Source organism: Candidatus Phycorickettsia trachydisci (genome assembly GCF_003015145.1).
Classification (GTDB): Bacteria; Pseudomonadota; Alphaproteobacteria; order Rickettsiales; family Rickettsiaceae; genus Phycorickettsia; species Phycorickettsia trachydisci.
The window spans coordinates 119,045-143,953 of sequence record NZ_CP027845.1 but is presented as its reverse complement, the minus strand read 5'-3'; the positions used below and the strand labels follow the sequence as shown (position 1 = coordinate 143,953).

General features: G+C 34.0%; 22 protein-coding genes and 1 pseudogene. 11 read left to right on the top strand and 12 right to left on the bottom strand.

Features of this window, described 5'->3' with window-relative positions; all coding sequences use genetic code 11:
* Window positions 1–31: 31 nt before the first annotated feature.
* From phytr_RS00555 to phytr_RS06510, 3 genes and pseudogenes are all read right to left on the bottom strand, one after another.
* Window positions 32–1,447, bottom strand: coding sequence for a nucleic acid/nucleotide deaminase domain-containing protein (locus tag phytr_RS00555; protein ID WP_106873951.1), 1,416 nt, complete (start codon window positions 1,445–1,447; stop codon window positions 32–34).
* Between the two features lie 3 nt (window positions 1,448–1,450).
* Window positions 1,451–2,305, bottom strand: coding sequence for an ankyrin repeat domain-containing protein (locus tag phytr_RS00550; protein WP_106873950.1), 855 nt, complete (start codon window positions 2,303–2,305; stop codon window positions 1,451–1,453).
* A 194-nt stretch (window positions 2,306–2,499) separates the two neighbouring features.
* Window positions 2,500–2,649 (bottom strand): annotated as a pseudogene (locus phytr_RS06510) (IS1 family transposase); the annotation flags it as partial.
* Between the two features lie 632 nt (window positions 2,650–3,281).
* On the opposite strand from phytr_RS06510, the gene phytr_RS00545 reads away from it, so the two are divergent.
* Entirely contained in the window at window positions 3,282–3,950 is a 669-nt protein-coding gene (locus tag phytr_RS00545) for an outer membrane protein (protein WP_106873949.1), read from the top strand.
* Between the two features lie 785 nt (window positions 3,951–4,735).
* A complete protein-coding gene (locus tag phytr_RS00540; RefSeq protein WP_106873948.1) occupies window positions 4,736–5,191 on the top strand; it encodes a hypothetical protein in 456 nt (151 codons plus the stop codon).
* Window positions 5,192–5,511: 320 nt separating this feature from the next.
* Here the strand turns inward: phytr_RS00540 and dnaQ are convergent, their stop codons facing one another.
* The 4 genes from dnaQ to grxC are packed head-to-tail and all read right to left on the bottom strand — an operon-like array spanning window position 5,512 to window position 9,865.
* On the bottom strand, window positions 5,512–6,204 hold the full coding sequence (gene dnaQ, locus phytr_RS00535) for a DNA polymerase III subunit epsilon (RefSeq protein WP_106873947.1): 693 nt from the start codon (window positions 6,202–6,204) through the stop codon (window positions 5,512–5,514).
* A gap of 13 nt (window positions 6,205–6,217) precedes the next feature.
* The gene (gene lepB / locus phytr_RS00530; protein WP_106873946.1) at window positions 6,218–6,982 is read right to left on the bottom strand and encodes a signal peptidase I; all 765 of its coding nucleotides are present in this window, start codon (window positions 6,980–6,982) and stop codon (window positions 6,218–6,220) included.
* Window positions 6,972–9,566 carry a pyruvate, phosphate dikinase gene (ppdK, locus tag phytr_RS00525; protein ID WP_106873945.1) on the bottom strand — a complete coding sequence of 865 codons (2,595 nt, stop codon included), beginning with the start codon at window positions 9,564–9,566 and terminating at the stop codon, window positions 6,972–6,974. The genes lepB and ppdK overlap by 11 nt, the downstream gene beginning before the upstream one ends.
* A gap of 2 nt (window positions 9,567–9,568) precedes the next feature.
* Entirely contained in the window at window positions 9,569–9,865 is a 297-nt protein-coding gene (grxC, locus tag phytr_RS00520) for a glutaredoxin 3 (RefSeq protein WP_106875021.1), read from the bottom strand.
* Between the two features lie 178 nt (window positions 9,866–10,043).
* Between grxC and dcd the strand changes: the two genes are divergently transcribed.
* The 3 genes from dcd (at window position 10,044) to phytr_RS00505 (ending at window position 12,720) form a co-directional block, all read left to right on the top strand.
* Window positions 10,044–10,613 (top strand): dCTP deaminase, encoded by a 570-nt coding sequence (gene dcd, locus phytr_RS00515; protein WP_106873944.1) that lies wholly within the window; start codon window positions 10,044–10,046, stop codon window positions 10,611–10,613.
* A 2-nt stretch (window positions 10,614–10,615) separates the two neighbouring features.
* Entirely contained in the window at window positions 10,616–11,092 is a 477-nt protein-coding gene (secB, locus tag phytr_RS00510) for a protein-export chaperone SecB (RefSeq protein WP_106873943.1), read from the top strand.
* A gap of 515 nt (window positions 11,093–11,607) precedes the next feature.
* Window positions 11,608–12,720, top strand: coding sequence for an ankyrin repeat domain-containing protein (locus tag phytr_RS00505; RefSeq protein ID WP_106873942.1), 1,113 nt, complete (start codon window positions 11,608–11,610; stop codon window positions 12,718–12,720).
* A gap of 263 nt (window positions 12,721–12,983) precedes the next feature.
* On the opposite strand, the gene phytr_RS00500 is transcribed toward phytr_RS00505, so the two are convergent.
* From phytr_RS00500 to phytr_RS00490, 3 genes are read right to left on the bottom strand one after another with little or no spacing between them, the layout of a single operon-like run.
* A complete protein-coding gene (locus phytr_RS00500) occupies window positions 12,984–14,066 on the bottom strand; it encodes an Rpn family recombination-promoting nuclease/putative transposase (protein ID WP_106873941.1) in 1,083 nt (360 codons plus the stop codon).
* The gene (argS, locus tag phytr_RS00495; protein ID WP_106873940.1) at window positions 14,067–15,782 is read right to left on the bottom strand and encodes an arginine--tRNA ligase; all 1,716 of its coding nucleotides are present in this window, start codon (window positions 15,780–15,782) and stop codon (window positions 14,067–14,069) included. It lies immediately after the preceding gene.
* Window positions 15,779–16,918 carry a deoxyguanosinetriphosphate triphosphohydrolase gene (locus phytr_RS00490; RefSeq protein WP_106873939.1) on the bottom strand — a complete coding sequence of 380 codons (1,140 nt, stop codon included), beginning with the start codon at window positions 16,916–16,918 and terminating at the stop codon, window positions 15,779–15,781. Before phytr_RS00490 ends, argS begins: the two co-directional genes overlap by 4 nt.
* Before the next feature lie 57 nt (window positions 16,919–16,975).
* Between phytr_RS00490 and phytr_RS00485 the strand changes: the two genes are divergently transcribed.
* The 6 genes from phytr_RS00485 (at window position 16,976) to phytr_RS00460 (ending at window position 22,571) form a co-directional block, all read left to right on the top strand.
* The gene (locus phytr_RS00485) at window positions 16,976–17,305 is read left to right on the top strand and encodes a HesB/IscA family protein (protein ID WP_106873938.1); all 330 of its coding nucleotides are present in this window, start codon (window positions 16,976–16,978) and stop codon (window positions 17,303–17,305) included.
* A gap of 3 nt (window positions 17,306–17,308) precedes the next feature.
* Window positions 17,309–18,031, top strand: a complete 723-nt coding sequence (gene kdsB, locus phytr_RS00480; RefSeq protein WP_106873937.1) for a 3-deoxy-manno-octulosonate cytidylyltransferase — start codon at window positions 17,309–17,311, stop codon at window positions 18,029–18,031.
* A 71-nt stretch (window positions 18,032–18,102) separates the two neighbouring features.
* On the top strand, window positions 18,103–19,854 hold the full coding sequence (locus tag phytr_RS00475; RefSeq protein WP_106873936.1) for a monovalent cation:proton antiporter-2 (CPA2) family protein: 1,752 nt from the start codon (window positions 18,103–18,105) through the stop codon (window positions 19,852–19,854).
* The gene (locus tag phytr_RS00470) at window positions 19,826–20,344 is read left to right on the top strand and encodes an SH3 domain-containing protein (protein WP_106873935.1); all 519 of its coding nucleotides are present in this window, start codon (window positions 19,826–19,828) and stop codon (window positions 20,342–20,344) included. Before phytr_RS00475 ends, phytr_RS00470 begins: the two co-directional genes overlap by 29 nt.
* The gene (locus tag phytr_RS00465; RefSeq protein ID WP_106873934.1) at window positions 20,338–20,967 is read left to right on the top strand and encodes a CatB-related O-acetyltransferase; all 630 of its coding nucleotides are present in this window, start codon (window positions 20,338–20,340) and stop codon (window positions 20,965–20,967) included. The genes phytr_RS00470 and phytr_RS00465 overlap by 7 nt, the downstream gene beginning before the upstream one ends.
* A gap of 122 nt (window positions 20,968–21,089) precedes the next feature.
* Window positions 21,090–22,571, top strand: coding sequence for an ankyrin repeat domain-containing protein (locus phytr_RS00460; RefSeq protein WP_106873933.1), 1,482 nt, complete (start codon window positions 21,090–21,092; stop codon window positions 22,569–22,571).
* A 157-nt stretch (window positions 22,572–22,728) separates the two neighbouring features.
* Here phytr_RS00460 and phytr_RS00455 read toward each other — a convergent pair whose 3' ends face one another.
* Both phytr_RS00455 and phytr_RS00450 read right to left on the bottom strand, forming a co-directional pair.
* Window positions 22,729–24,054, bottom strand: coding sequence for a hypothetical protein (locus phytr_RS00455; protein WP_106873932.1), 1,326 nt, complete (start codon window positions 24,052–24,054; stop codon window positions 22,729–22,731).
* A 13-nt stretch (window positions 24,055–24,067) separates the two neighbouring features.
* Window positions 24,068–24,772, bottom strand: coding sequence for a hypothetical protein (locus phytr_RS00450; protein ID WP_106873931.1), 705 nt, complete (start codon window positions 24,770–24,772; stop codon window positions 24,068–24,070).
* Between the last annotated feature and the right edge of the window lie 137 nt (window positions 24,773–24,909).

Here is a 24,909-nt window from a genome sequence, read left to right as displayed (position 1 = left end):
TTAGCAACAAGCTTAATTACTTTTCTACGTCTTATCCTTCTTCAACACCCTCACCTACAGTATCAACAGTTCCAAAAGTTATGTCATAATCATCCATGTCAGTTGTCTCATTTTCTGATAGATCATCTGACTCTGCCTCACTTACAACAATTTCAGCATGAGAAGCATCTATTTTAGACTCAGTAATTTCCACATCATCATAAAAGAACGCCTCTTTAATTTCTTTCTTTAATGTTTCTAATGCTTTTAATCGATCCGATATCTTTTTGGCAATTGGTTTAGTCAAGGGTTTTATTATGTCATTAATTTTGCTAAGCAAAGTGATCTCTTCTTCCAGTGTCTCATCAGATGATTCTTGCCTCATAAGAACAGGAGCAGATTTATGCTTACCTGAAGTTGAATTAATTTCCTCCTCCACTTCCTTAAGTACTTCATCTATTTCTGATTTAAGAGTTTTGTCAGGCAATATCCAACCAATATAAAAAGTATTGTGAGTACCGCGAGTGATGACTTTTAAGTCTGGGATTTTATCTTTTAATAGGTCCAGAGTACGATGACATAAATAGCAACATAACTTACTTATACCCATATAAAATTCAAATGTCGTTCTAGATCCTTCTCTGAAATCTTTTAAAGCTTTCTTTAACAAAACCATTTCCGCATGCAGCCCTTCTGGATTATTTAAGATTTCAATCTCTACTGTTTTTAGCGAATTATCATCCTGAGCTTCTTTTTTAAGGGTTACAACAGATTTTAATACATCTTTTACAGGTCTTTTCAAAAAATTCAAAAGAGACTCATTGCGCAAACTAGACTGCTCATTAGTAGCATTCTCTTCGGCCACCTCTGAAAGCAAATGGAAATAGTCCTCTGCTATTGAGCAGCATAAACGTTTAAACTCCTCAGATTTTATAGAATCCAACTTGAATCCTATCAATTCGTTCCTATGTTGCGTAATTTTTGCAATTAATTCTAAGGTTTTTGAGTTTGTTCTCAATGATCCAACAAATGTATTATTTGGATCAAAAAGTTTCTTAAAATCATCATTAAAAGCTATATACATACCTATTAAGGCAGGAATATTTTTACTTTTCATGTGGGTTTGACCATCATCTGCTATAAAATTATTGATAAAACCTGCAGCAGATTGTACCATCTTCCAAACCTTAAGAGATATGTTATTATTATATGAAACATAAAATTTATGTTTTTTGTCCACATCACGCATTACAGCAGTACATGGGGTTTGTAAATTTAAAATAGCAGCAAGAGCATCCAGGACTCTATAATCATATTCTGTTTTCTCATGATAATCTATTGCGCCTCCCATACGTGGTGGATGTTGGTTCTTATCTTTCGAACAAACCCTGCCTTGACTGTTCATATATATTAAAGACTGTTTTGGTTTGTTATACCATTTTAAGCCATTACCTCTACCTTGTATCATGCTTTAAAATCCTTTTGAGTACCAATTTATATTCCAGCCTTCATGATCCAAAACGCCAATAGTCTGTCTTGTATCTTCTGATAAGCAAACTTTTAGAGAATAATCTTCATCATTCCCAGCTATCTCTGGAGGAGAATATATAAGACCTGCACAATGAGTTATATCTAATCCCAACTCAGCATCGATTTCTTCAATGCAATTTAATAATCCTATATCATCAATTTTTTTAGCCACTTCGTTTAATTGAGCAGGAGCTTGATTCTTGATTTTTTCCAATAACAATTCTGTAGCTAAAGTAAATAAACCTTTACTAAGAGCAAGAGACAAAGGAGAGTGACTTAATTTATTTGTTTTGAGCGGATCAGCTCCTTGATCTAGTAAGCGCTTAATATTTTCTATGTCTCTTCTATCGGTAGCACGGTATAGTAAAGTTTCTCCATACATATATTCCTTATCTACATCTTCTTGTATGCTATAAAATCTTAGTCTTGCATCTATCAAAAAATTATTTATCTGACTTTTATATTCTGATATCACCCTTTGGAAAGATCTTATATTTGATACCTCAACCTCTTGGGTAGATTCTTTTTTTAACTCCTCTATTGCAGCTTCATGATCTTCTAAAAAATTAAATACATTTTTTAAGTTATCGTATATATCTTGCACTTTCGACTCTTCAAACTTATCATAGGTTGTAAGAGAGTCTAGATCATTCCTAAAATTAATAATTTTTTCTTGAGCCGCCCATTTAGGTTTTTTAGGATTATCGATAAAATCCTTAATCACCTTAATCAAAGTGTTTAATCTATTATATTTTTCATTCCAAATCTCATATTCGGTTCTTATTGTTCTTATCATAAGTCCTACCCTCGTAACAAAATAATTGAAATAATAGTTACTATTATATAATATAATTTTATATAAAGCAAGCTTGGGATAATTTTTTTATATTTAGTAAAGTATTAATTTATGAAATATGCCCAAAGATCAACCTGTTGATTCATGACATACAAAACAGCTTGAACTAAGTAAAATAAATTAAAAAATTGGCATCACACTACTGCAAAGATGTTTAAATGAGATTCGGATAAGAAATAATAAGAAAGTTCAATCATTTCTAGTGATTTTGAATAACAACAAGACCTTCTTCTAAAATGCGATAAGTAATGCCTAACATTATAGTTAATGCTTTCAACTACAGTTGCTTATTTCTTGCTTTGAACAAGTTGCTCTTAGGGAATTAAGCTCCCTTAAATCTTCCAATGGTCTGTACAAAATACTCTAATTTTGCACCTATCAAGCTTAGACAGTAAACTCCTTAATGCCTTCTGACCAAGGGAGACAACTTCAATAGCTAAGAACTTTTTTGTGGTACGATAAAAAGCAAAGCAACAAATTACACCCTTAATAAAAAAATAAGAATCAAAACTTACGTTATTAACCTTCAAATTTTATTCCTATAAGATGAAAATACTAATTAATTGTTATTTTACAAAAGTACTTATTTTAAATTGCTTTATTGTTTTAATATTATGTAATATTTTTATCTAATATCTTAAAACTACTCAAAGCTATTTACTAGAAACCTGATATAATGAGCAATTTAAGCCATAAATGATGTAAGTAAATCACGATTCATTAACAAAATTATTAACCTTTATTTTTTATAAGTGTGATATTTTTGCAACACCGTGATATTCTTGTATCAATTGATAAAGAGGATTTTAGTAGATTATTCTTATAAAATCATATATCATCTGTTAAGTAAGTTATTTCCATTGATATGGAGGGCTACTTATTTTTTATAAACTATTAATTTTTTAAGTAATACAATATGACAAAAATTCAAAAAACGTTTTTAGCTCTTTTAGCTACAGCTACAGCTTTCTCTGCTTCAGCTGAAGGTTCAAAAGAAGGTAACTTTTATTTAAGTGGTGCATTGGGCCTATCTCTACAAAATAAAGTTTCTAAACCGAAAGCAGACGGTTATGACATTAAAGTTAAAACACCTGGAACAGCTTTTGAAATGGGACTTGGAGCTGGTTACTACATCACAGATAATTTCAGAACAGAAATCGTATTTGTAAAACCTTTTTTGAATAAATCAAAAATACAAAATAAGGTGTCTGGCTCAACGGATAATTTCAAAGATGTTACATCATTCAAATTAAGGGTTAACGCCGTACAAATTAGAGGAGCATTTGATTTGATTGATATTTACGATTTAGGTAAAGCATATGTTACTGGAGGTATTGGGCTATCAAATGTTAGTGGTAAAGCGGTTGACTCTGATGGTGAATTAATAGGAAAATTCAAAAATTCTTACAATTTCGGCTGGGTTATTGGTGCAGGTGCTCAATTTGATGTAGCTGATAATACCAAACTAGGTTTAGAGTACAATTACAGCGATCATGGCAAAGCTAAACCTAAAGATAAAACTCTTGATTACAAAACTTCTGTCCGTGGTCACAGCATCTTAGCAAAATTAAGATTTGATATCTAATCTTGCTTTCTTAAGTCTTCCAGAGCTCTTTGGCTCTGGTTGACCTCTAATGATCATTATCTTCTCCTATTAAACTGAAAATTTTTACAAACTTACTACCTACTTAGGTATTGCTAACATACAAATATATTTGCCAATAAATAGAGAAACTAAGAGCACAACCATTGTAGTGCATTTGCTATAACGTTTGGTTTTTCTATGGAAATGCTCTAATGAGTAACGTAGCTTACTATTCAAGCCTTTGACTGTATAAATTTCTGCATTTGTGGCCTTATGGCGATCTTGAGGCAAAAATCCCTCGTAAGATTACCTATGATCTATAAAAAATGATTAATACGAAGCCTTTTTCTTTGGTTATAGAGACTCTTGCCTGTTTTGATTCCTCAACAAAAAACCAGCTTTGGTTGACTCAGAACAGCCACGTTTAAGACAATCTATAAAAATATCTTTAAAGTTTATTCTAAATTAATGCTATTCGTATTCTAAGTTAACACTACTTCTTCCTCATCTACTTTATATAACTTAATTCAAACAGTTGAATTCTTGTACGTAAAAGTTTGTACATTGCACTTAAATAGCCTCTTTATCCATTCTCTATTTTTAACATTTTCATTGCTCAATAACTCTCTTGTCATTTCTGTTAAAAGCTTTAATTGGCTACTATATCTGTAAAATATCATTTAAAAGTATTTAAGTATACTTAATAAATATAAAATTATGCTTCATATTTAAAAATTAATGCGCTATAATACAACTCCAAACTAAATTTAAAAAAATAATATTAGATGAAAGATACTCAAGAAAAATACTCTTCAGCAATGCATGAAGCACAGACCATAAATCAGCAACAACAAAATATTGGATTAGTAGATATAAATAAAACTTTTCTAAATCCGTACGTTGATGAACCTAATTCCCCAAGGTCTAATCAGAGCAAACAGATATGTCTAGATTCCCCCATCCCTACTAAACGCGAACTAGTATGTCCTCCCCGTCCCGAAAAACATCCTAGAGAAGAATCAGAAAGACCTCGTCCAGAAAAAGGGAAGGTATTAGATTTTGGCCCGTCTGATGAATGGTATGAATTCGTACTCGAGGATAATAATCATAGTAATGATAGTGGTGATGAGCAAGATACCATGTCTGTATCGTCTGATGTGTCCGATATAACTCTAGATAGCGGTTTATGTGACACTGAAATCAATGGAATAAATAAAGATTGGGAGAGCTTTGCTGAATGAGGTTGTAAATCCTATGAAACTTTTTGTACTTTTGCATCACTAGACCCTTAGATTGGTAACTAGGTACAGTTAGACGCTGTTAATAAACTAGTTCTTTTGAGGGGTTTTTTAGGAGCAGACGCGCAGAAAACCGGATAATACTAAACATATTTGAGGATTTGAGCACGACTGCAACGTCAAAAACACCAAAAAGAACTAGTTTGTTAACAGCGTCTAGTAAAATATTATTTTTAAGGGTTTGTTTAAAGCAGATATGCCTCAAACTGGTCAATACTAAATATATTTGTAATACCAGCTACGGCTTAACTAGTTAATATGACCTACTTATACTCATTCCAAAGAGCATTTTGCATTTTTCGCACTAATGCTAGGTGTTCTTGCAACTCAAGCTCAGTAGGTTTAATAACTTTAGCTGATAGACTAGTCTGTTTTTGATTCATTTTTTTGATTTCTTTAAAGTCTGCTTGCATCTCGAAAGTACATTGCTGCTGCAAAGAACTTATACTCATGAAGTAATAGACTCCAGCAAGCAGTTCAGCATCTTTTAGAGCGCCATGGAGCTTTCTGTTAGATAAATCAAGCTTAAACCTTTCACATAAAGCATCGAGAGAAACTTTTTTTCCAGGATATAGACTTCTGGCTAATTGAAGAGTATCAACAACTTTAATAGAAGAGCATAAAGGCCCTTTACCAATAGTAATCAGCTCATGATTCAAAAACTTCACATCAAATGCAGCATTATGAATTACTAGAGTCGACCCTTTGACGAAGTCTAAGAATTCATCAGCTACAATATCAAATGTTGGCTTGTCAGATAGAAAACTTTCTGATATCCCATGCACGTTGTATGCTTCTATTGGCATACTGCGCAAAGGATTTATATAATAATGAAATTTATCACCTGTCGGAATCTTGTTTTTAAGCTTTATGGCTCCGATTTCTACTATCTTATGACCGCTTTTTGGATCAAGACCGGTTGTCTCTGTATCTAATACTATCTCTTCTAATACCATTTAACTAATTTTTTTAAATATATACAATTCTAAATATCCTACTAGGACTCAGGGATAACACCCAAGGAATGAAACGAGTCAAGATATATAATGGATTATAGTCATAATTACCCTGATTATCAACTTTTGGAAATAAGCTACTTTTGGACGAGAAATATATGATTTTTGCCTTGGCTATTAAATTTTCTTCAGGAACATATCCTAAAGTATACCTACTATCTAAAGAATTATCCCTATTATCACCTAAAAAGAAGTAATGCCCAGGGGGCACCTCGAACACTTTTGTATTTCTTCTCCAAGATGTAGGATCTAGCAAAATATTATAAGTCTTACCATTAGGTAGCTTTTCTTGATACTCATTATATTCTCGTATTTTTCCATCCTCACCCAATTTATGTTTACCAATATATGTTGTATGGACCATTTTACCATTAATATGCAGCACTCCACCAACCATTTGTATCCGATCACCTGGAAGCCCAATAAGTCTTTTGATGTACCTTATATCCATATGATGAGGAGGCCTAAAAATTACTATATCCCCACGCTCAGGCTTCCAGTTAGGCCATCTTCCAGATATAATATTTGGACTAAAAGGAATAGAAAAATTGCTATATCCATAATCATATTTTGTAGCAAAAACATAGTCACCCTCAAGAAGCGTAGCATTCATTGAGCCTGATGGAATATAAAATGGCTCAAAAATCAGTACCCTAATAATTAATACTATTGCCAATACTTCAAGTATTTCAAAAATATAACTTTTTTTACGCGCCATAATTATTCCTTATTACTGCTTGAGCTGCAGCTAATCTTGCTATTAAAATTCTGAAGGGCGAGCAGCTGATATAACTTAAATCCAAACTATTTAAAAAATTTATGGATTTAGGATCTGCCGCATGCTCCCCACACACACTAAACGAGAGAGAAGGTTTTACTGATCTAGCTTTTTCGCAGGCAATCTTCATAATCTCACCTACCCCTTCTTCATCAATTGATAGGAAAGGATTCTCAAGAATCCCTAAATCTTTATAAACCACCCCAAATGAATCATAATCATCTCGAGAAATGCCATAAACCGTTTGGGTTAAGTCATTCGTCCCAAAACTAAAATAATCCACATGCATCGCAAGCTTATCAGCAATTAAAGCAGCTCTTGGCAACTCTATCATAATACCTAACCTATATTGGATCAATTGTCCATAGCTGCCCTGAATTTTTAAAGACACTTCGCGTATCAAATTACTTATCCTGATGACCTCGTTTTCATTCGAAATAAATGGAATCATAATCTCTAAATGAATGTTCAAGTTTTTAACTTTTCTAACTTCCACTAGAGCTTCAAAAATTGCTTCGGCTTGCATCTCATAAAGCTCCGGATAAGTCATACCTAAACGCACGCCCCGATTCCCAAGCATTGGATTTTTTTCTGATATAGCCTTAATTTTTTCAATTACAAAGTCTAAATCCATTTCCAAAGTCTGAGCAATATTATTTGCATCATCCAAAGATATAAATTCATGCAAGGGCGGATCAAATAATCTTACATTAACATTCGCTCCATCTAAAATCGCAAACATCTCTTTAAAGTCTTTTTTATGAAGTTTAAATAAATCTCTTATATAATTTGACCTCTCTTCAGGTTTGCTTACTAAAATAATTTTACGAATCAGTTTTAATCTTTCAGCTTCAAAGAGCATATGCTCACTTCTTGCAAGTCCAACACCCTCCGCACCAAATTTTAACGCATATGAAATGTCCAAGGCACTTTCAGCATTGACTCTTACTTTGACTTTACGAATACTGTCAGCCCATTTCATAAATTCCTCAAATTCTGACGAAAATTCCTCAAAGCTTAGATCCACCTGTCCTAATATAATGTTACCCGTTGAACCATCAATAGTAATATAACAGCTACTTGCATCAAGAATAGTATCTTTAATTTTTATAATTCTTGCATCCAAATCTATCGTGAAATTTGCACCAGAAACACAAGGCTTACCCATACCCCTTGCAATCACAGCAGCATGAGATGTATACCCACCTTTACTTGTTAAAATGCCATTAGCAAAGTGCATCCCTCTAATATCTTCAGGGCTTGTATCTATCCGAACTAAAATGCAATTCCCACCTCTCTTATTAATTGTTTCAGCCTCTTCAGCAGTAAATGCGATTATACCACTTGCAGCACCAGGCGAAGCAGCTAAACCTTTGCCAATAATTTGAGTTTCTGAATCATACTTCACTGATGAGTGCATCAAGTGAGACAGAGATTCTGGAGCAACGCGCAAAAGAGCTTGTTCTTTTGATATTAAACCTTCATGGACAAGATCTATTGCTATTTTGATACTAGCCGCTGTTGTTCTTTTGGCATTTCTGGTTTGCAACAAATAAAGCTTATTATTTTCGACTGTAAACTCAATATCTTGAACATCTTTATAATGCGTCTCTAGCTTATCTGTTAAGATTTTTAACTCCGCATAAAGCTCAGGCATTTGATTAACCATACTATGCGGATTTGATTTATCATTGATCGGGTTAGGATGTCCTGTGCCAGATACTATATCTTCTCCTTGAGCATTCAATAAAAATTCTCCATATATTTCCTTTGCACCATTAATAGGGTTACGAGAAAAAACAACACCTGTACCTGAATGGTCATTCATATTTCCAAAAACCATTGTTTGTACTATCACAGCAGTGCCCTGTTTTTCACAAATATTGTAGATCTTCCTATACGTAGCAGCCTTTTCAAAATTCCAAGAATCCAAAACAGCAACAATGGATTTTTTTAACTGTCCAAACACATCACTGTGGTCATATCCAGGGCTATTATCATTAATTAATTCCTCAAAAGATACAATTGTCTGTTGCAAGCTATCTTTTTTGCAAGCCCCAAACTTATTACTAGGTATTTTAAGAGCAAGACTGCCATATATGTGCAAAAACCTTTTATACGTATCTTGAGCAAAAATAGGACTCACATTTTTAGACAAACCATCTGCTATCTTTCTATTGATTCCTACGTTTAAAATAGTATCCATCATGCCAGGCATAGACTCCTTTGCACCAGATCTGACAGAAAGAAGCAGAGGAGATTTGCTATCGCCAAAAACTTTACCGTTTTGAGACTCTAAAACTTTGATAGCCTTACGCAATTGCTCATCAAAGTCATTAGGCAAAGTCTTATTATTGTCGTAATAATATTTGCACAACTGGCTTGACAAGATGAATCCTGGCGGGACCCTGAAACCTTGATCTGCTAAGTGAGACAAATTAGCCCCCTTATTTCCTAATAAGTCAGGATCATAACCTCTTAAACTTTTAAATCCGTCACAACCAAAGTAATTTATAAACTCCATTTTTATTGTAACTTTTCCTCTAATCCTAATTTTTCATCTAATTGTCCCTTAGCATCAAGAGCATATAATGAATCACATCCACCTATATATTCACCTTTGATAAATATCTGCGGCACGGTCGTCGATCCATTAGTTTTAAGCACTAAAGCTCGCTTTAAATCTTCCTTACCTTCTATATCTATTTCTTTATAATCCACTTTTTTACTATCAAGAAGATTCTTAGCCTTTGTACAATATGAACAAGATTCTTTTGTAAAGATAATAACTTTATGCGTACTAGTATCTATTACATATTCCATTTTTAATTCCTTTATATAGTCTGTTACTACGAGAATGGTAATTCCTAAAACGATTAGTTTTGCAATTATCCAAATTAATGTTTGCAAATTTTGCAATATTCGCATTATTATATTTATTGTAAATTTCAATCGTACAACTTAATAGGATAACAGATAGTTATCAGAGTCAAAGCTTTTTATGTCAATACTTTCTGATGTAGAAATTGCAGAAATATCGCTGCAAAATAGCATGATATCACCTTTTACCCAAGATCAAGTAAGAGTTGATGCAAATAACAAAAAAATTATTTCTTACGGCCTTTCTTCATATGGGTATGACGCAAGGGTTGCGGATGAATTTGAAATCTTTACTAACGTGAACTCTGCCATTGTAGATCCTAAAGCACTCGACAGAGCTAGCTTAGTAAGCAAAAAAACAGACGTCTGCATTATACCCCCCAATAGCTTTGCACTTGGACGTACGGTTGAATATTTCAAAATCCCTCGTGATGTCTTAGTTATATGCGTTGGAAAATCAACGTATGCCCGTTGCGGTATAGTTGTCAACGTTACGCCCCTTGAACCTGAATGGGAAGGTCATGTAACTTTAGAATTTTCCAATACAACTTCCCTACCTGCAAAAATTTATGCAGGAGAAGGAGCTTGCCAGTTTATCTTCTTTAAAGCACAAAAAGGATGTAAAATATCTTATGCAGATAGAGGTGGTAAGTATATGAAACAAACCGGTGTAACTTTACCTATTATTTAATTATGTCTCAAGAAACAGAACAAGATTTACCCCAAATTTCAGTTAGTGCTCAATATATTAAAGATTTATCTTTTGAAAACGCCGCTATTCCTGGAAGTATTAAAATTGAAAATCCACCAACTATAGATTTAAATTTAGATATTAATGTATCGAAGTTATCGGAAACAGATTTTTTTGAAGTAGCATTAACTGTTCATGTTAAAGCTATGCATAATGCTGATGTATTGTTTATTCTGGAAGTAATTTATGCCGGAATCTTCCACCTAGCAAATATTGCTCCTGAGAAGCAAAACATGGCTCTAGGAGTACATTGTGCCTCTATGTTATTCCCTTATTTACGTAAAATCGTAGCAGATACGACCCAATATGGAGGTTTCCAACCACTTATGATGGACCCTATAGATTTTTCAAGACTATATCTAAAGCGTATGCAAGAAAATCAAAATAACTCAGAAAGTGATAAAAACCCAAAAAATTAAGCTTTAAAGCATTGTGCACTCAAAGATATTTAAGGGATATTTTGAGAAGCAAAAGCTCATAATTTAATTATCTTCAAAGGTCTTGCATAACAACAAGACCTTCTTCTAAAGTTGATCAGATAATGCCTAGAGTTAGTATTAATTCCCTCAGCTAAATTTTTTGCAACGCACTTTGGTTTATGTTGTAAAATTAGAAAGAAAAACAGAATTACTTAAGGCACTTCAAACAAAAAAACTAAATTATTTATTTCTTGAAAAATTCACTTGATAATAACTATCCCTTTACTTACAACTCTCACTGTTAACAATTTTGTGCGATGAAAAAATCTAAGTATTTGCTGATATTAAATTTTAGCAATTCATACGAATGCGCTTCATACCAACCTATATGGAATACGAATATTAGAAAAATTAAAAAGTCGAAGTAGAAAAGTTGCACTTTCAGGTTAATTGAGTACGTGTACTTTTTAATACCTTTTAGTTATTATTTATTCATAAACCTAAAAAACGATCGTATGAAAAAGTTCATAAATATGCTGGGGAACAAAAATAATGACGCTCAAAAATTAGCAGATGCAATAAAAATGCCGGAGAATAAATATTCAAGCAAATCTCTAATAAAACCCCATATTAGAATTGAAGATAGAGAAGCAAAACTAAGCATTATTGAAAAGGAAATGAATGATTTATTAAAATCATTGGAAAATACAGAAGCTACAAAAGAAGGAATAGCAGCTCTAAATGATGAATTTAAAGTTATTATGACTAAAATTCGATCTCAACCTAATCTCCAAGAGGCTCTAGATAATATGCTTTTGGTCGCCGTTCATTACGACGATATAAAGACGATGGATATTATCATTAGAGCTGGAGCTGATGTAAATGCAAAAGATATGGCAAATCATACCCTCTTAGATAAGGCAATATGTGCTGATAAAAATAGAGCTGCATTGGTGTTATTGACTAATAATGCGAAGATTGACATAACAAAACCATTTCACGTAAATTATCTCTCTAGTTCCACGATGTTATATATATTTGAATATGGTAATTCTTATCAGAAATTTAAAGCTTGGCTCAATATTTTTAACACTTTTAGGCAAGTTTCAGACGATCCACAGTATACTCAATTGTCTCAGAAAATTACAAAAAGTTTAGCAATAGCTTGGAATCATATTGATTTAGATGAACTAAAAATGACTTTTATAGCCAAAAAAATTGGAGATATATCAAACCCTACAGTTGATTTATATAATGCACTTGAATTTTATCGCAATAACAAAGATAAATATAAGGAATCTAATACTGAACTTTATGATCTATTACAGAAATTAGTTCCTGAATTAGAAGAGTCAGTTAATCAACTCAATAATTACAAAGCTAATTTAATGTTTATACACATTAAATCCGAAGCCCAAACTTCCGAATTTAAGACAATAATCGAGAAGTGTATAGCTGAATGCCGCAGTTTACAAGATGAGGTTTTCTTAGAAGAGTTTTTACGCCATTATTTTTTTCAAAGCGACGAGTTAACAGATGCAATTCCCATACTTTGCGAAGAAATAGAGGTCGCACACCTAGGCAGCGACTCTATAGTTGAAATGGAACTTACAAGTAAGGCTAATTGACCCTCTGTTTTACCTTTTTCTGCACATACTTCAAACTCTCTTTCTAACTCAGCCTCCTTTAATTTTGCCGAAATGTATTCTTCGCGTCTGGCAGGGCCTTTCATAATCCTTTTCATAACTCTATATGCATCTTGAATTACAGGATCAGCGTCACTTAGTATACCTTTAGGAGCTATCAATATTGCTAGGTGGATCTTGTCTATACCTAAAGGGTTTTATGAGATGCAAGATTTTATTAAAAAAATAAAACCCTAAATCTAACATTAACTTGAGGACATATTTTCAGCACTTCCGGCTTCATTCAACGTTTCACCTAAAAGAAGTTTTGATACGTCATCTAAGCTATGATTTGTTGGATGCTCCAACATATATTTTTCGGCAGCGGTAATTTTTTCTTCATTAAAAGTTGATCCAAATATCTTAGTTAAAAACTCATGCTGCAATGGTATGACTAAGGCTTTATAAAAATCCTCTAGTTTTCCTTCAATGATACCTTCAGCTTTACCTTCTGCTCTATTTTTTTCTATTTCTCTCTCATCTTCAGCCTTTTTTAATTCTGCCGAAATGTATTCTTCACGCTTAGCGGGATCTTCCATAATATTTTTCATAACTCTGTATGCATTTTGAATTATAGGATCAATGTCACTTGGTATACTTGTCATTATAGGACAATTTAACAAGAAATCCAACCATTGCTCTTTTGGCGTATACTCCTCTCTTTTCTTTTGTGCGATGCTTTCAGCAAATCTATCAAGTTCAAAAAATACCCAATGCAATTTATTCTGCGGCACTTCCTGACCCAAACCTTTAATGCAAGGTACAACAACTTTTTCATACGAATCATCTTCTACCCCATCTTTAAAAATTGCATCCTGTCCTTTAAATATATTTTCTTTTGCTATAATTAGTATGTAGGTATCTCTAAGTTTAAGATGATATTTTGCCGAATCCCCCCTTTGAACATGTCCCATCGTAAGCAAAGACATATAGGTCTGCATCCTCGATAAAAAGTAGTCTTTATGTCTTTTTTGCATTTCTATGGCTATCTCCTTTCCGGAGCTAGTGATGCATTTAATATCTACGGCACTACGAACTTCTGTTAAGCTGAATTTTTGTAAATCTACACTTAAACTTACCAGTTCAGTAATTGCATTATCACCTTCAAAGCCCAATAAAGTATTTAAAAAATGAATTGGTATTTGTGTATATTCGTTGTTGCCAAGGAGAATTTTAAAGGCTAAGTCATTAGTTGGATCAGCAAAGTTGAGACGCTCTACTTCTGCCCTAACGACCGCCTCCAAATCTTGATCTGTAGTATCTAGATCATCAAATTTTCTTTTTGGCATTTACATTCGCTCCATAGGCTTAACGCCTATCAGACCAAGTCCATTTGCAATAATGATTTTAATACTTGCAGCTAAGGTAAAACGAGCTGCTGTGAGTTGAGGATTGTTTTCTACTATAAAACGATACGACTGACCATCTTTACAAAGCTGCCACAAACCATGAAAGCTTGCCGCTAAGCTTTGGAGATAAAATACGATTCGGTGAGGTTCAAAAGTTTTTACAGCGCCTTCTAATACTTTAGGCCAAGAGGCAAGCTTTTTTATTAAACTTATCTCCTCTTCTAAGGATAAAAGTGATAAATCAAATTTTCCTTCTTCAAAAATTGTGCGCACATCTTCAGGAGCACTATTTAGAATCGAATTTGTACGCACGTGTGCGTATTGGACGTAAAATACAGGATTATCTTTTGAATAATCCACAACTTGATCAACATCAAAATCAATTATCGCATCATTCTTACGCGTAAGCATCATGAAACGCAAAGCATCAGCACCCACTAGCTCCATAATGTCACTTGCACATAAGAAATTACCACTCCTCTTAGACATCTTAATAGCCTGCCCTCCTTTCATGTAATTAACTAGCTGGCAAGTAGTAATGATGCAATCTACGGATTTATCTATCGCAGCGCATACAGCTTTAGCTCTTTTAATATAGCCGACATGATCAGCGCCCAAAACAAGAATTAGCTTATTAAATCCGCGCTCGATTTTATCTTTAAAATATGCAACTTCGGCAGCGAAATATGTCCAGCTTTTATCCCTCTTCTGAAGTGAGCGATCTTGGTCATCGCCAAATTCGGTACTTTTAAACAAAAGTTGCTCTTCAGGGTTAAAATCTTCCAATTCTCTTCCCTTAGGAGATGGAAGAGTACCTTGATATATAAAACCCTTTCCTCTAAGTTCTTCTATAACTTTAGAAATTTTATTTTGATCGTGCAAAAAAGTCTTCTCGGAGAAAAAGATATCATGATGTATGCCTAGGGCAGCCAAATCATCTTTGATTAAGGCCATCATTTCTTTAACAGCAAATTTCTTAATTATCTCCGCATCTTTTTCTAAAGATAAGTCTTGATGTTCTTTTGCTAATTTTTTTCCTATAGGAATAAGATATTCTCCTGGGTATAAACCTTCAGGAATTTTTACCTCCTTTCCCGTTAAGGCTTCTTGATAGCGCAAAAATAAACTTGTGGCCAAAATATCTAACTGAGAACCCGCATCGTTAATATAAAACTCACGCACCACATCGTATCCAGCATATTGCAAAATATTTGCTAAGGCATCACCGTATATGGCTCCCCGCGTATGCCCTATGTGCATCGGCCCTGTAGGATTACAAGATACGTACTCAACGTTAACTCTTACTCCTTGCCCAATATCTTCTTGTCCATATTTTTCTTTTAACTCTAAAATCTCTTTCAACCCCTTTTGCCATCTTGCAACCTTAAGGTCAAAATTTACGAAACCTGGGCCTGCAATTTCACATTTAGCCACATCAGGATGAGTTTGTAGATAATCGCAAATGCTTTGAGCAATAACCTTAGGAGCTTTTTTTAGCTTACCAGCCAAAACCATTGCAGCGTTTGTCGAAAGATCACCATGACCTTGTTCACGAGGCATTTCAACTATAATATTTTCAACAAATCCCTCTTCTATATCAAAAGTTTGCTTAAGACCCTTGTTTATAACTCCCTGAAATTCCTTAAATACACTCATACTGATGAAGAGAAGAACGATTGATGCTCACGAATTGCATATCTATCAGTCATTCCCGCTATGTAGTCAGCAACAACTCTAGCTTTATTTTGACCTTTAATATATTTTTGCCACTCAACAGGCATACAAAAAGGATTTTCCATGTAAAGATTAAATAAATCTTTAACGATTTGACTTGATTTGAAAGCCTCAATTATTATGCGTCTATGACCATAAAACCTTTGCTGTAAGAAACTCTGTACTTCCTCCACAATTTTACCAATAGCAGGCGAAAAAGCTATAACAGGCCTATTAAATTTTCTTATATCATCAGGCGAAGTTAGCTGATTGTTATGGATATTGTTAGAAGATTGTTCAATTACATCATATACAAGCGTCTTAGTGAAAAGCCTGACGCTTTCGTAAATTAACATGTGTGAGTTGATGTTTGGAAATTGGATTTTGATTTCAGCAATATTCTTTTTAAAAAATTCAATGCTGCACACATCTTCAATACTGAACATCCCAGCCCTAATACCATCCTCTAAATCATGCGAATTATATGCAATATCATCAGAAAGAGAGGCAACTTGCGCCTCAGCTGAAGAATATGTATTTAACTGTAAATCCACTTCCTTATTGTAATTAAAGACCGATGCTCTAGATTCATCATATGCCTTTATTGGACCATTATGTTTTGCAACACCTTCTATAATCTCCCAGGACAAATTCAAACCATCAAAGGCTGTATACATTTTTTCAACTTGTGTAATCAGCTTAATAGTAAAGTCATTATGGAAAAATCCTCCCTGCTCCCTCATACACTCATTAAGGGCAGATTCCCCTGCATGTCCAAAAGGAGGATGACCAAGGTCGTGAGACAAAGCAATACATTCGGCTAAATCTTCACATAATGATAGCTTACGAGCGATGATTCTTGCAATATTTGCAGCCTCAATAGAATGAATCAAGCGATTGCGATAATGATCACCCTGATGATTTACAAAGACTTGCGTTTTGTACTCTAGTCTTTTAAATGCATTAGAGTGGATGATTCTTTCTCTGTCTTTTTCAAAGCAACTTCTATATAGGTCGGGTAGTTCAAAAAATCTTCTGCCTCTTGTATTTTCAGGCCTACTTGCGTATGATGCTAACATATTATTACCTAAAGTGTTATAATAGCACTATTATTACTTTTTATCTTTCTATAGTAAATGGTAGATTTTAATATTCAAGTAACTTCCAGCGCGATAAAACGCGTCAAAACCTTGCTAGCCAAAAGGGGCGATGCAAAATTAAGAATCTCTGTCGAAAGCGGAGGCTGCTCTGGCATGCAGTATAAATATGAATTTGTCCAAGAAATAGAAGAAGGTGATCAGGTAATAAAAAAAGAGGGCATAGTAATACTTATAGATCCTATTTCACGTGAATTTTTAGAAGGCTCTATAGTTGATTATGTACAAAATTTGGGAAGTGCTTATTTTGAAATACGCAACCCTCAAGCATCCGCTAAATGTGGTTGTGGTAATTCTTTTGCAGTATAAATTATGAAAATCAATAACGCCGCCGTTGTAATTCCATCAAGGATAGGTTCAACTCGTCTTCTAAGAAAACCTTTAATCAAGATCGGCGATCTAACAATGATAGAAAAGGCCGTAGTTAATGCTCTTGATAGCGATGTAGAAAAAGTTTATGTTACAACTGATTCACCTTTAATCTCAGACTTACTTAATCCTTACCCGATTGAAGTTATTATAGTTAATGAAGAGTGTCAAACTGGAACAGACCGAGTCTTTTTGGCTACTCAAAAAGCAGGAATAGAGCAAGATGTCATAATTAACCTGCAAGGTGATATGCCATTTATGGATCCCACCATTATCACTAAAGTTGCAAAACTTGCTTTAGAAAGCGATTTTGATATATGCACTGCAGTTTCAAAAAAAGGTTTAGACTATGCGCAGAATAAATCTAATGTTAAGGTAGTTGTTACGCCTAATGGCAGAGCCTTATACTTTTCCCGCTCTTTGATACCATCCAATACTGAAGAATTCTTATGTCATGTTGGAATTTATGCATATAAAAAACAAGCTCTGAAAAAATTTTATTCTCTTCCTCAATCTGATCTAGAAAAGCTTGAATCTCTAGAGCAACTACGTGCTTTAGAAAATGGTATGAGCATAGGAGTATGTTACGTAGAAAATATGCCCGTATCTATTGACACACAAGAAGACCTAGATTATTTATTAGCTTCTTTACAAAACGCAAGTTAGACTAACTTTTTTCTTCGATTTCTTGAGGCTTTGTGCTAGAATAAAACGTAATTTATTTCACGCAAGGCCCAATGGAAAACTTAGACGCTCTTCACTCCGCAACTGATTTAGGCATTTTGCCTAGTGTATTACTACTTATCTGCACTGCCATCGTTGTTGTTGTTACCTTTAAATCCTTAAGGCTAAGCCCTGTACTTGGCTACTTGGTAGCTGGTGGCTTAATAGGTGATCATGGATTTAAGATTGTTACTTCTAATCAAGTAAGTTTTTTGGCAGAATGCGGAGTTGTTTTCTTACTTTTTGCTATTGGACTTGAACTGTCGTTTGAGCGTTTAAAAACGATGCGCAAGTATGTCTTTGGTCTAGGTTCTTTGCAGGTAATACTAACTAGCCTTGCAGTCGGGCTTATAAGCCTCTATTTCTTAAAAGATAACAGTACTGCTTTCATTATTGGCTGCGGACTAGCATTATCTTCGACAGCAATTGTGCTGCAAGTGTTGGAAGAGAACCAACATCAAAACACACAACTAGGTAGAATCTCGCTCTCTATCTTAATTCAACAAGACTTTATCGTTGTCCCTTTGCTCGTTATCGTACCTCTGTTATCGCAAGACAGCAAGTCAATAGCTTACGCCGTTATGATATCATTTTCTAAAGCTATCGTTTCACTTCTTGTAATTTTTATCTGCGGTAGACTGTTTTTGCGCCCTATTTTTAGATTAATCTCTTCTGATAGCGTCCAGGTCAATAACGAAATTTTTATCGCTGCAACCTTATTAATTTGTCTAAGTGCAGCATGGACTACTGAGGCACTTGGTCTATCAATGGCTCTTGGAGCGTTTATCGCAGGTATATTGGTTGCAGAAACGGAATTCAGACTTCCAGCAGAAGATAGTATCTACCCATTCAAAGGATTATTACTAGGACTATTCTTCATGTCAGTTGGCATGCAGATCAATATTATTGAGATGTACAAAGAACTAGGCAGCATCCTATTTTTCTCATTTACCTTGATTTTCATTAAGGCATTAATTATTGCCGGACTTTGTCGCTTATTCGGCTTCAGTAGAGGAGTTGCAATATCAACCGGAATGCTACTATCACAAGGAGGCGAGTTTGCTTTCATCTTATTTAACCTCGCAATGAGTAATGGAGTCATCAGCCATAAAACAGGTAGAATTCTCTTGTTAGTAGTTACCTGCAGTATGGCCCTTACACCTCTTTTAGCTATGCTTGGAAATAGACTTGCTGATTTCTTTGATAATAAGAAGATGAAAAACCTGGATATTACTGCCCACAACACTGCAGATCTAAAAAATCACGTTGTCATAGCTGGATTTGGAGAGGTTGGCGCAATGGCAGCAAAAATGATGAAGTTCCAGAATCTGAATTACATAGTTGTGGATATTGATAGAGACGTAGTGCAAGCTGGATCTGACCAAGGCGTGCCAATATTTAAAGGTGATGTCAGTCAGCTAGAGACTCTTCAAGCTTTAAGCTTAGAGCGAGCATCGGTAGTGATTATTACAATACGTAATATGGTTACGGTAAAAAGAGCTTTGAGCAGTATTTCAGCTAATTTTCCAAACGTAAACATAGTTATCAGGTCTCCTAACCTTAAAAATGCTAACGCATTATACAAAGCGGGGGCCCATGTTATCATACCTGAGCATTATGAAAATGGTTTGCAACTAGGCGGCGCTGCTTTAAAACATCTTGGGATTAGCGATTACGAAGTGGCAAGAATCAAAGGACAATTTAGGACAAACCTTTACAGCATTAATAAAGAGAACTATGAAGAATATATTTTGGAAAAAAACTAGCATAGTTCTTTTATCTTTATTAGCTCTTTTAGCCCAAGCTGCTACTCAGTTTATGAGTATTAAATCGAATAAAGTAAACGCCCGAGTTGGTCCAGGTACTAATTATCCCGTATCATTCGTATTTTTAAAAGCTGGCGAGCCTGTAGAGGTTATAGCTGCCTTTAACTCTTGGAGGCAAATCAAAGATATCGATGGAGATACAGCATGGGTCCACGTTAGCTTACTTTCATCTAAAAGATCAATAATAATAAAAGAATCTTTGATTAACGCATTTTTATTTCAATTCCCAGGTAAACGTCACAGCGCATCCGTAGAACCGAAAGTCAGATGTGCTTTTTTAAATTATTGTTATAAAGAATGGTGTCATGTGAGGTGCCAAGGTCATAAAGGATGGATAGCACGAGATTTTTTATGGGGTATCCATGATAATGAATTTATTGATACAAGCAGCGTTAAAATGTATCTCAAAATACTTGGTAATTTATGGTAAACAAATATCCAAATCCTGACAATTTATATCCTCTTGAAGGAGTCGAAAGAACTATATTTTTAAAAAATATTATCACCAATCCTCAAATTATCGTAGGGGATTATACTTATTACGATGATCCTGAGGATATTTATAATTTTGAAAAAAACGTTCTTTACCTATTCGAATTTATGGGAGATAAGCTGATTATCGGCAAATTTTGTCAGCTTGCAACCGGCATCAGGTTTATCATGAATGGATCAAATCATGATATGGATGGTATTTCAACTTATCCTTTCAAGGTTTTTGGTGGAGCATGGGCGGGTACTAAAATGAACGCGATTAGCAAAGGAGATACCGTGATTGGAAATGATGTGTGGATCGGAAACTCCGTAACAATTATGCAAGGGATAAAGGTTGGAGATGGAGCAATTATTGGAACAAATAGCTTAGTTACAAAAAACATCGAGCCTTATACAATCGTTGGAGGTAATCCAGCTAAAGTCATACGCAAAAGATTTGACGATAAAACTATAGAATTTTTATTGAGGTTACGCTGGTGGGATTGGAATATAGAAAAAATCACAACTAATTTAGACCATATTACTTCAGGTAATATCGAGGCTTTAAGAAAATTATCATAAATCTCTGATTGCTTATAAACTAATTTATTATTCTTTTATTAGATTATCTAACTTTATATTGACTTAAAGCTATATAATCTTTAGGATTATAGTTGGTTACTTAATAATTAAACTTATATATCATGACTAATCACAGCCAAGACAATAATTCTATACAAAAAGTTAATAAAAAGTTATTTAAAGCAATAAAAGCAAGGTCTATATCCAAAAACGAAATTAAAGAATTAGTTGAAAAACAAGGAGCTGATGTTAACGCCAAAGATGATACAGGATCAACAGCTTTACATGAAGTTGTAAAACACTTTTTCAACTCTGAGAACATAATTGATTATTTAATAAAAAAAGGGGCAAATCCTAACGCAAAAGACCAAGATGATCTTACTCCTTTACAACAAGCTATCAAAGTAGGTAATTGTAAAATAGCTCAATATCTAATAGATCAAGGAGCTGATTTTGAGGTAAAAGATCAAGATGGATTCACTCCTTTACAACAGCTTATCACAGAAAGGAGTAGTGACGTCCTTTATCTAGACCAATATTTACTGAAAAAAGGAGCTGACGTTAACACTAAAGACAATCGGGAATCAACCCCTTTACATAAAGCAGCATATTTTCACAATTCGCAATTAGCCTCACAAATAATATCTTTAGGAGCTGACGTTAACGCTAAAGACAATCAAGCATCAACCCCTTTGCATGAATTAGCCAAAAGAAGTGTATACAACCTGGGCAGCAGCAATATATTTAGTGTTTTAGTAAACGCAAAAGCTAAAATTGATGAATCAGACAATGAAGGGTTTACACCTTTACTACGTGCTGCACAAAGTGACAATGCAGCTATGATGAATGGTTTGTTATCTTGTGGGGCAAACATTACAGCAACAAATAATCGAGGCGAAAGCATATTAGATATAGCTGTCAAAAATCAAAATGATAATATTATAAGTGTATTATTGACCCAAAATATTGAAGAACTAAATATACCATCTGATAGCTCTTACTTATTTGCATTACTGAGGGCTAACGGAAAAGACTCAATTCATCCACCAAAAGCACTTAGTAACCTAAAATTGATTCAAGAAGCTTATGAAAACTTACCAGATACAGATTGGCGTAAACATCGCTTACTAGAAGAGATAGAAACCCAACAAACAACCTTATTAGAAGAACTGGACAAATATAAGGTATATGAATATTACCTAAAACAACCTCCTCAAAAGATATACGAGAACAAGGGATCTACATTTAATTTTATTGAGGGCAAATATGTGCCACTTGACTTAATTTACGCACGTCAGAAAGTAGGGTGGTCAGAATTCAAATTGTTGAAAGAAGAGCATATAGCTAGATTCAAAGATAGCGACCTATCTATCAATAAAGCTCAGGAGGATTATACTAATAGTCAGTCAATTACTTTCCAAGTACCAGATCAAGCTACTTTTTCCCCATTTGCACTTATTCCTCTCTTACGTCCATTTGTATCATGGTTAACAAGTAAAATCAGTGCACCATACGTAGCAGATACTTCAAGTGAACCTACTGTTAAGGTCGATACTCCAAACATAGGAGAAGCAACAGAACAACTAGGTGAAATTGAATTATAATCCATTTAGATTAATGCATCATGACTTACTGTAATCGTTATTACGACTTATGGTAAGTCATCTATCAACGAAACTTAACCAACTCGCTTTTTTATTTCAATACACCACTATTAATAAGTTCATACTCTCAAGGTAATAGTAAGAGCTCATATTAAATCTAACCAATTATACTTTCAATGTAAAATTCACCCGTTGGACGTAAATCATCTTGATCACTTTTTGTTACCCCGACTCCCTCTCCCCATTTTTCGCATCCATTTTCTATTTCACCAACTACGTTCGTAAAATCCTTACCGCCATTAATATTATAACGATTAATCTCGACACAGCCTCTTTCTAAAATCTCACGAGCATTATCCAAGTAAAACTTAGCTTCAAATGCCCCCCCTTTAATAATTTCTGTTATAGCTCCTTTAAGCTCACTAGTAAGTCCCTTTTCAATATTTAGTGCAAAAGAGTCTAATTTTTGTCCTACTTGCGGAACATTCTTCTTGATAAAATCTTTAATGTCACCTGGAATCTTTTTAAGTCTAATATTTTGTACTATATGCTCCAATCCTTTAATAATCCCTGCATCTCCCAATTGCTTAGAGTATCCTAGCATTTCTCCCAAATTTAATTTTTTACTTATCTCCACCTCTTCATCTCTTAACTTATCTTCGCTTATAATACTAATTGCTAATTCTTTGGAATAAGTGTTGTGAACGAACTTCAATAGCTCCCTCTTGAAAACACGCTCAATTTCAGCGTGGCCCTGCTCTATTATTTGAAGTATTATTTCAGGAGTGGCACTCAGGGTATTTTGCAACATTACCAGCTCTTCGTGCTTTTTTTGACTTAAATTAATAGTATACTTTGACATCAAAATGGCAAATTCTTTAAACAACTCCATTTTAAGAGCCATTATTAACTCCCCTTTCTTTTCATCAGCACAATTTTCTAATGATACAATTAATGACTTTACTGTATCTTCTTGTATAGATTTTAACTCCTCACGGCACTGCTTATCTAAATTACCAATGGAGTAATCTATATCGTATCCGGCAAATTTTTTCATATAATCCGAACACCTTCTTACTTTAAATTTATCCATAACATCAACTTGACCACAAGAACTTAAAAACTTTTTCACGCAATCCTTAGGACCATAAAATCCAGCAGTAATCATACCAGATTTGGTAATTGTTATGCCCTTGATTACTAGACCCTCATAATGATGGCAATCTTTAAGTTCTTCCCAAATCTTGGCAAGCTTTTCTCTAAACGCAATTTCTTGCACAAGCTCACTACTCTTGAAATCCGCAAGATTTTTTATGCCGTACTTACCTGTCCATTTTTCAAAAGTGAGAGGTAAAATGTACCCTATATCTCTAAAATCATTGGGATGAAAGTGATATATACCTATAGTACTCATTCTATGAGTTTGAGATCTAAGCTCTAAAATATCTTTGTAATACTCATCACTTGATTTGAGTTCCGTCATAACACATTACCTATTAAAATTCAATTTTATGGACTATATCTACTCCAACTAAATTAGCAAAATTCTCTAATAAAATGTTAGTTTCAGTTTCGATTTTTTTCAAATCAGAAATGTTATAAAGATCTATTTTAGATATACACTGCTCCATATACTTGCTACATTCTTCTAAACGAAACCTATGATCTTTATCATTGTCTTCAATATACCTAGAAGCCAGATTGATGAATTTTTTAGAAATATCACGTTGTTTAGATATCATTCGAATATGCAATTCATCTTGCAGAGACTTTAATTTTTCTTTGACTTCAGCATCTTTGATATCACCTATATCTAAATTAATCCATGATGACCTTAACCCATCTTCACTCCAAGCATATAATCGCTTCATAGCATATGTGGGTCTTTCTTTGTCAGATACTCTTTGTCCTGAAATTTTAAATTTCTCTTCACAGTAATATTTCTGAAGAATTTTCATTTCATCATTCATCTTTCGAAACTCTTGATAGCGTAATTTCTCTAGATTTGCATGTAAATTTGTTTTAGCTAGCGCATCCAAGCTGTTGACTAGTTCCAAAAACTTATCAGATATTTTCTTTTTAAGCTGCTTTATATCAAATGTATTAATATGTGGCTCTGAATCCATAACACCATCCATATTATCTAACAGCAGGCCATCTTCCTTAGAAGGTTTATTATTAATAGTATTTTGGTATGCCATATTAAAACCTTAAATTTCACGACGTTTAATAAACTAGTTATTGTAAGCAGTTTCTACATACTAAGTAACGAAATCTTTAAAATAACCAGTGTATTAAGGTTGTTTCGTTAGAAAAAAGTTAAAAATACTTTTTAAAA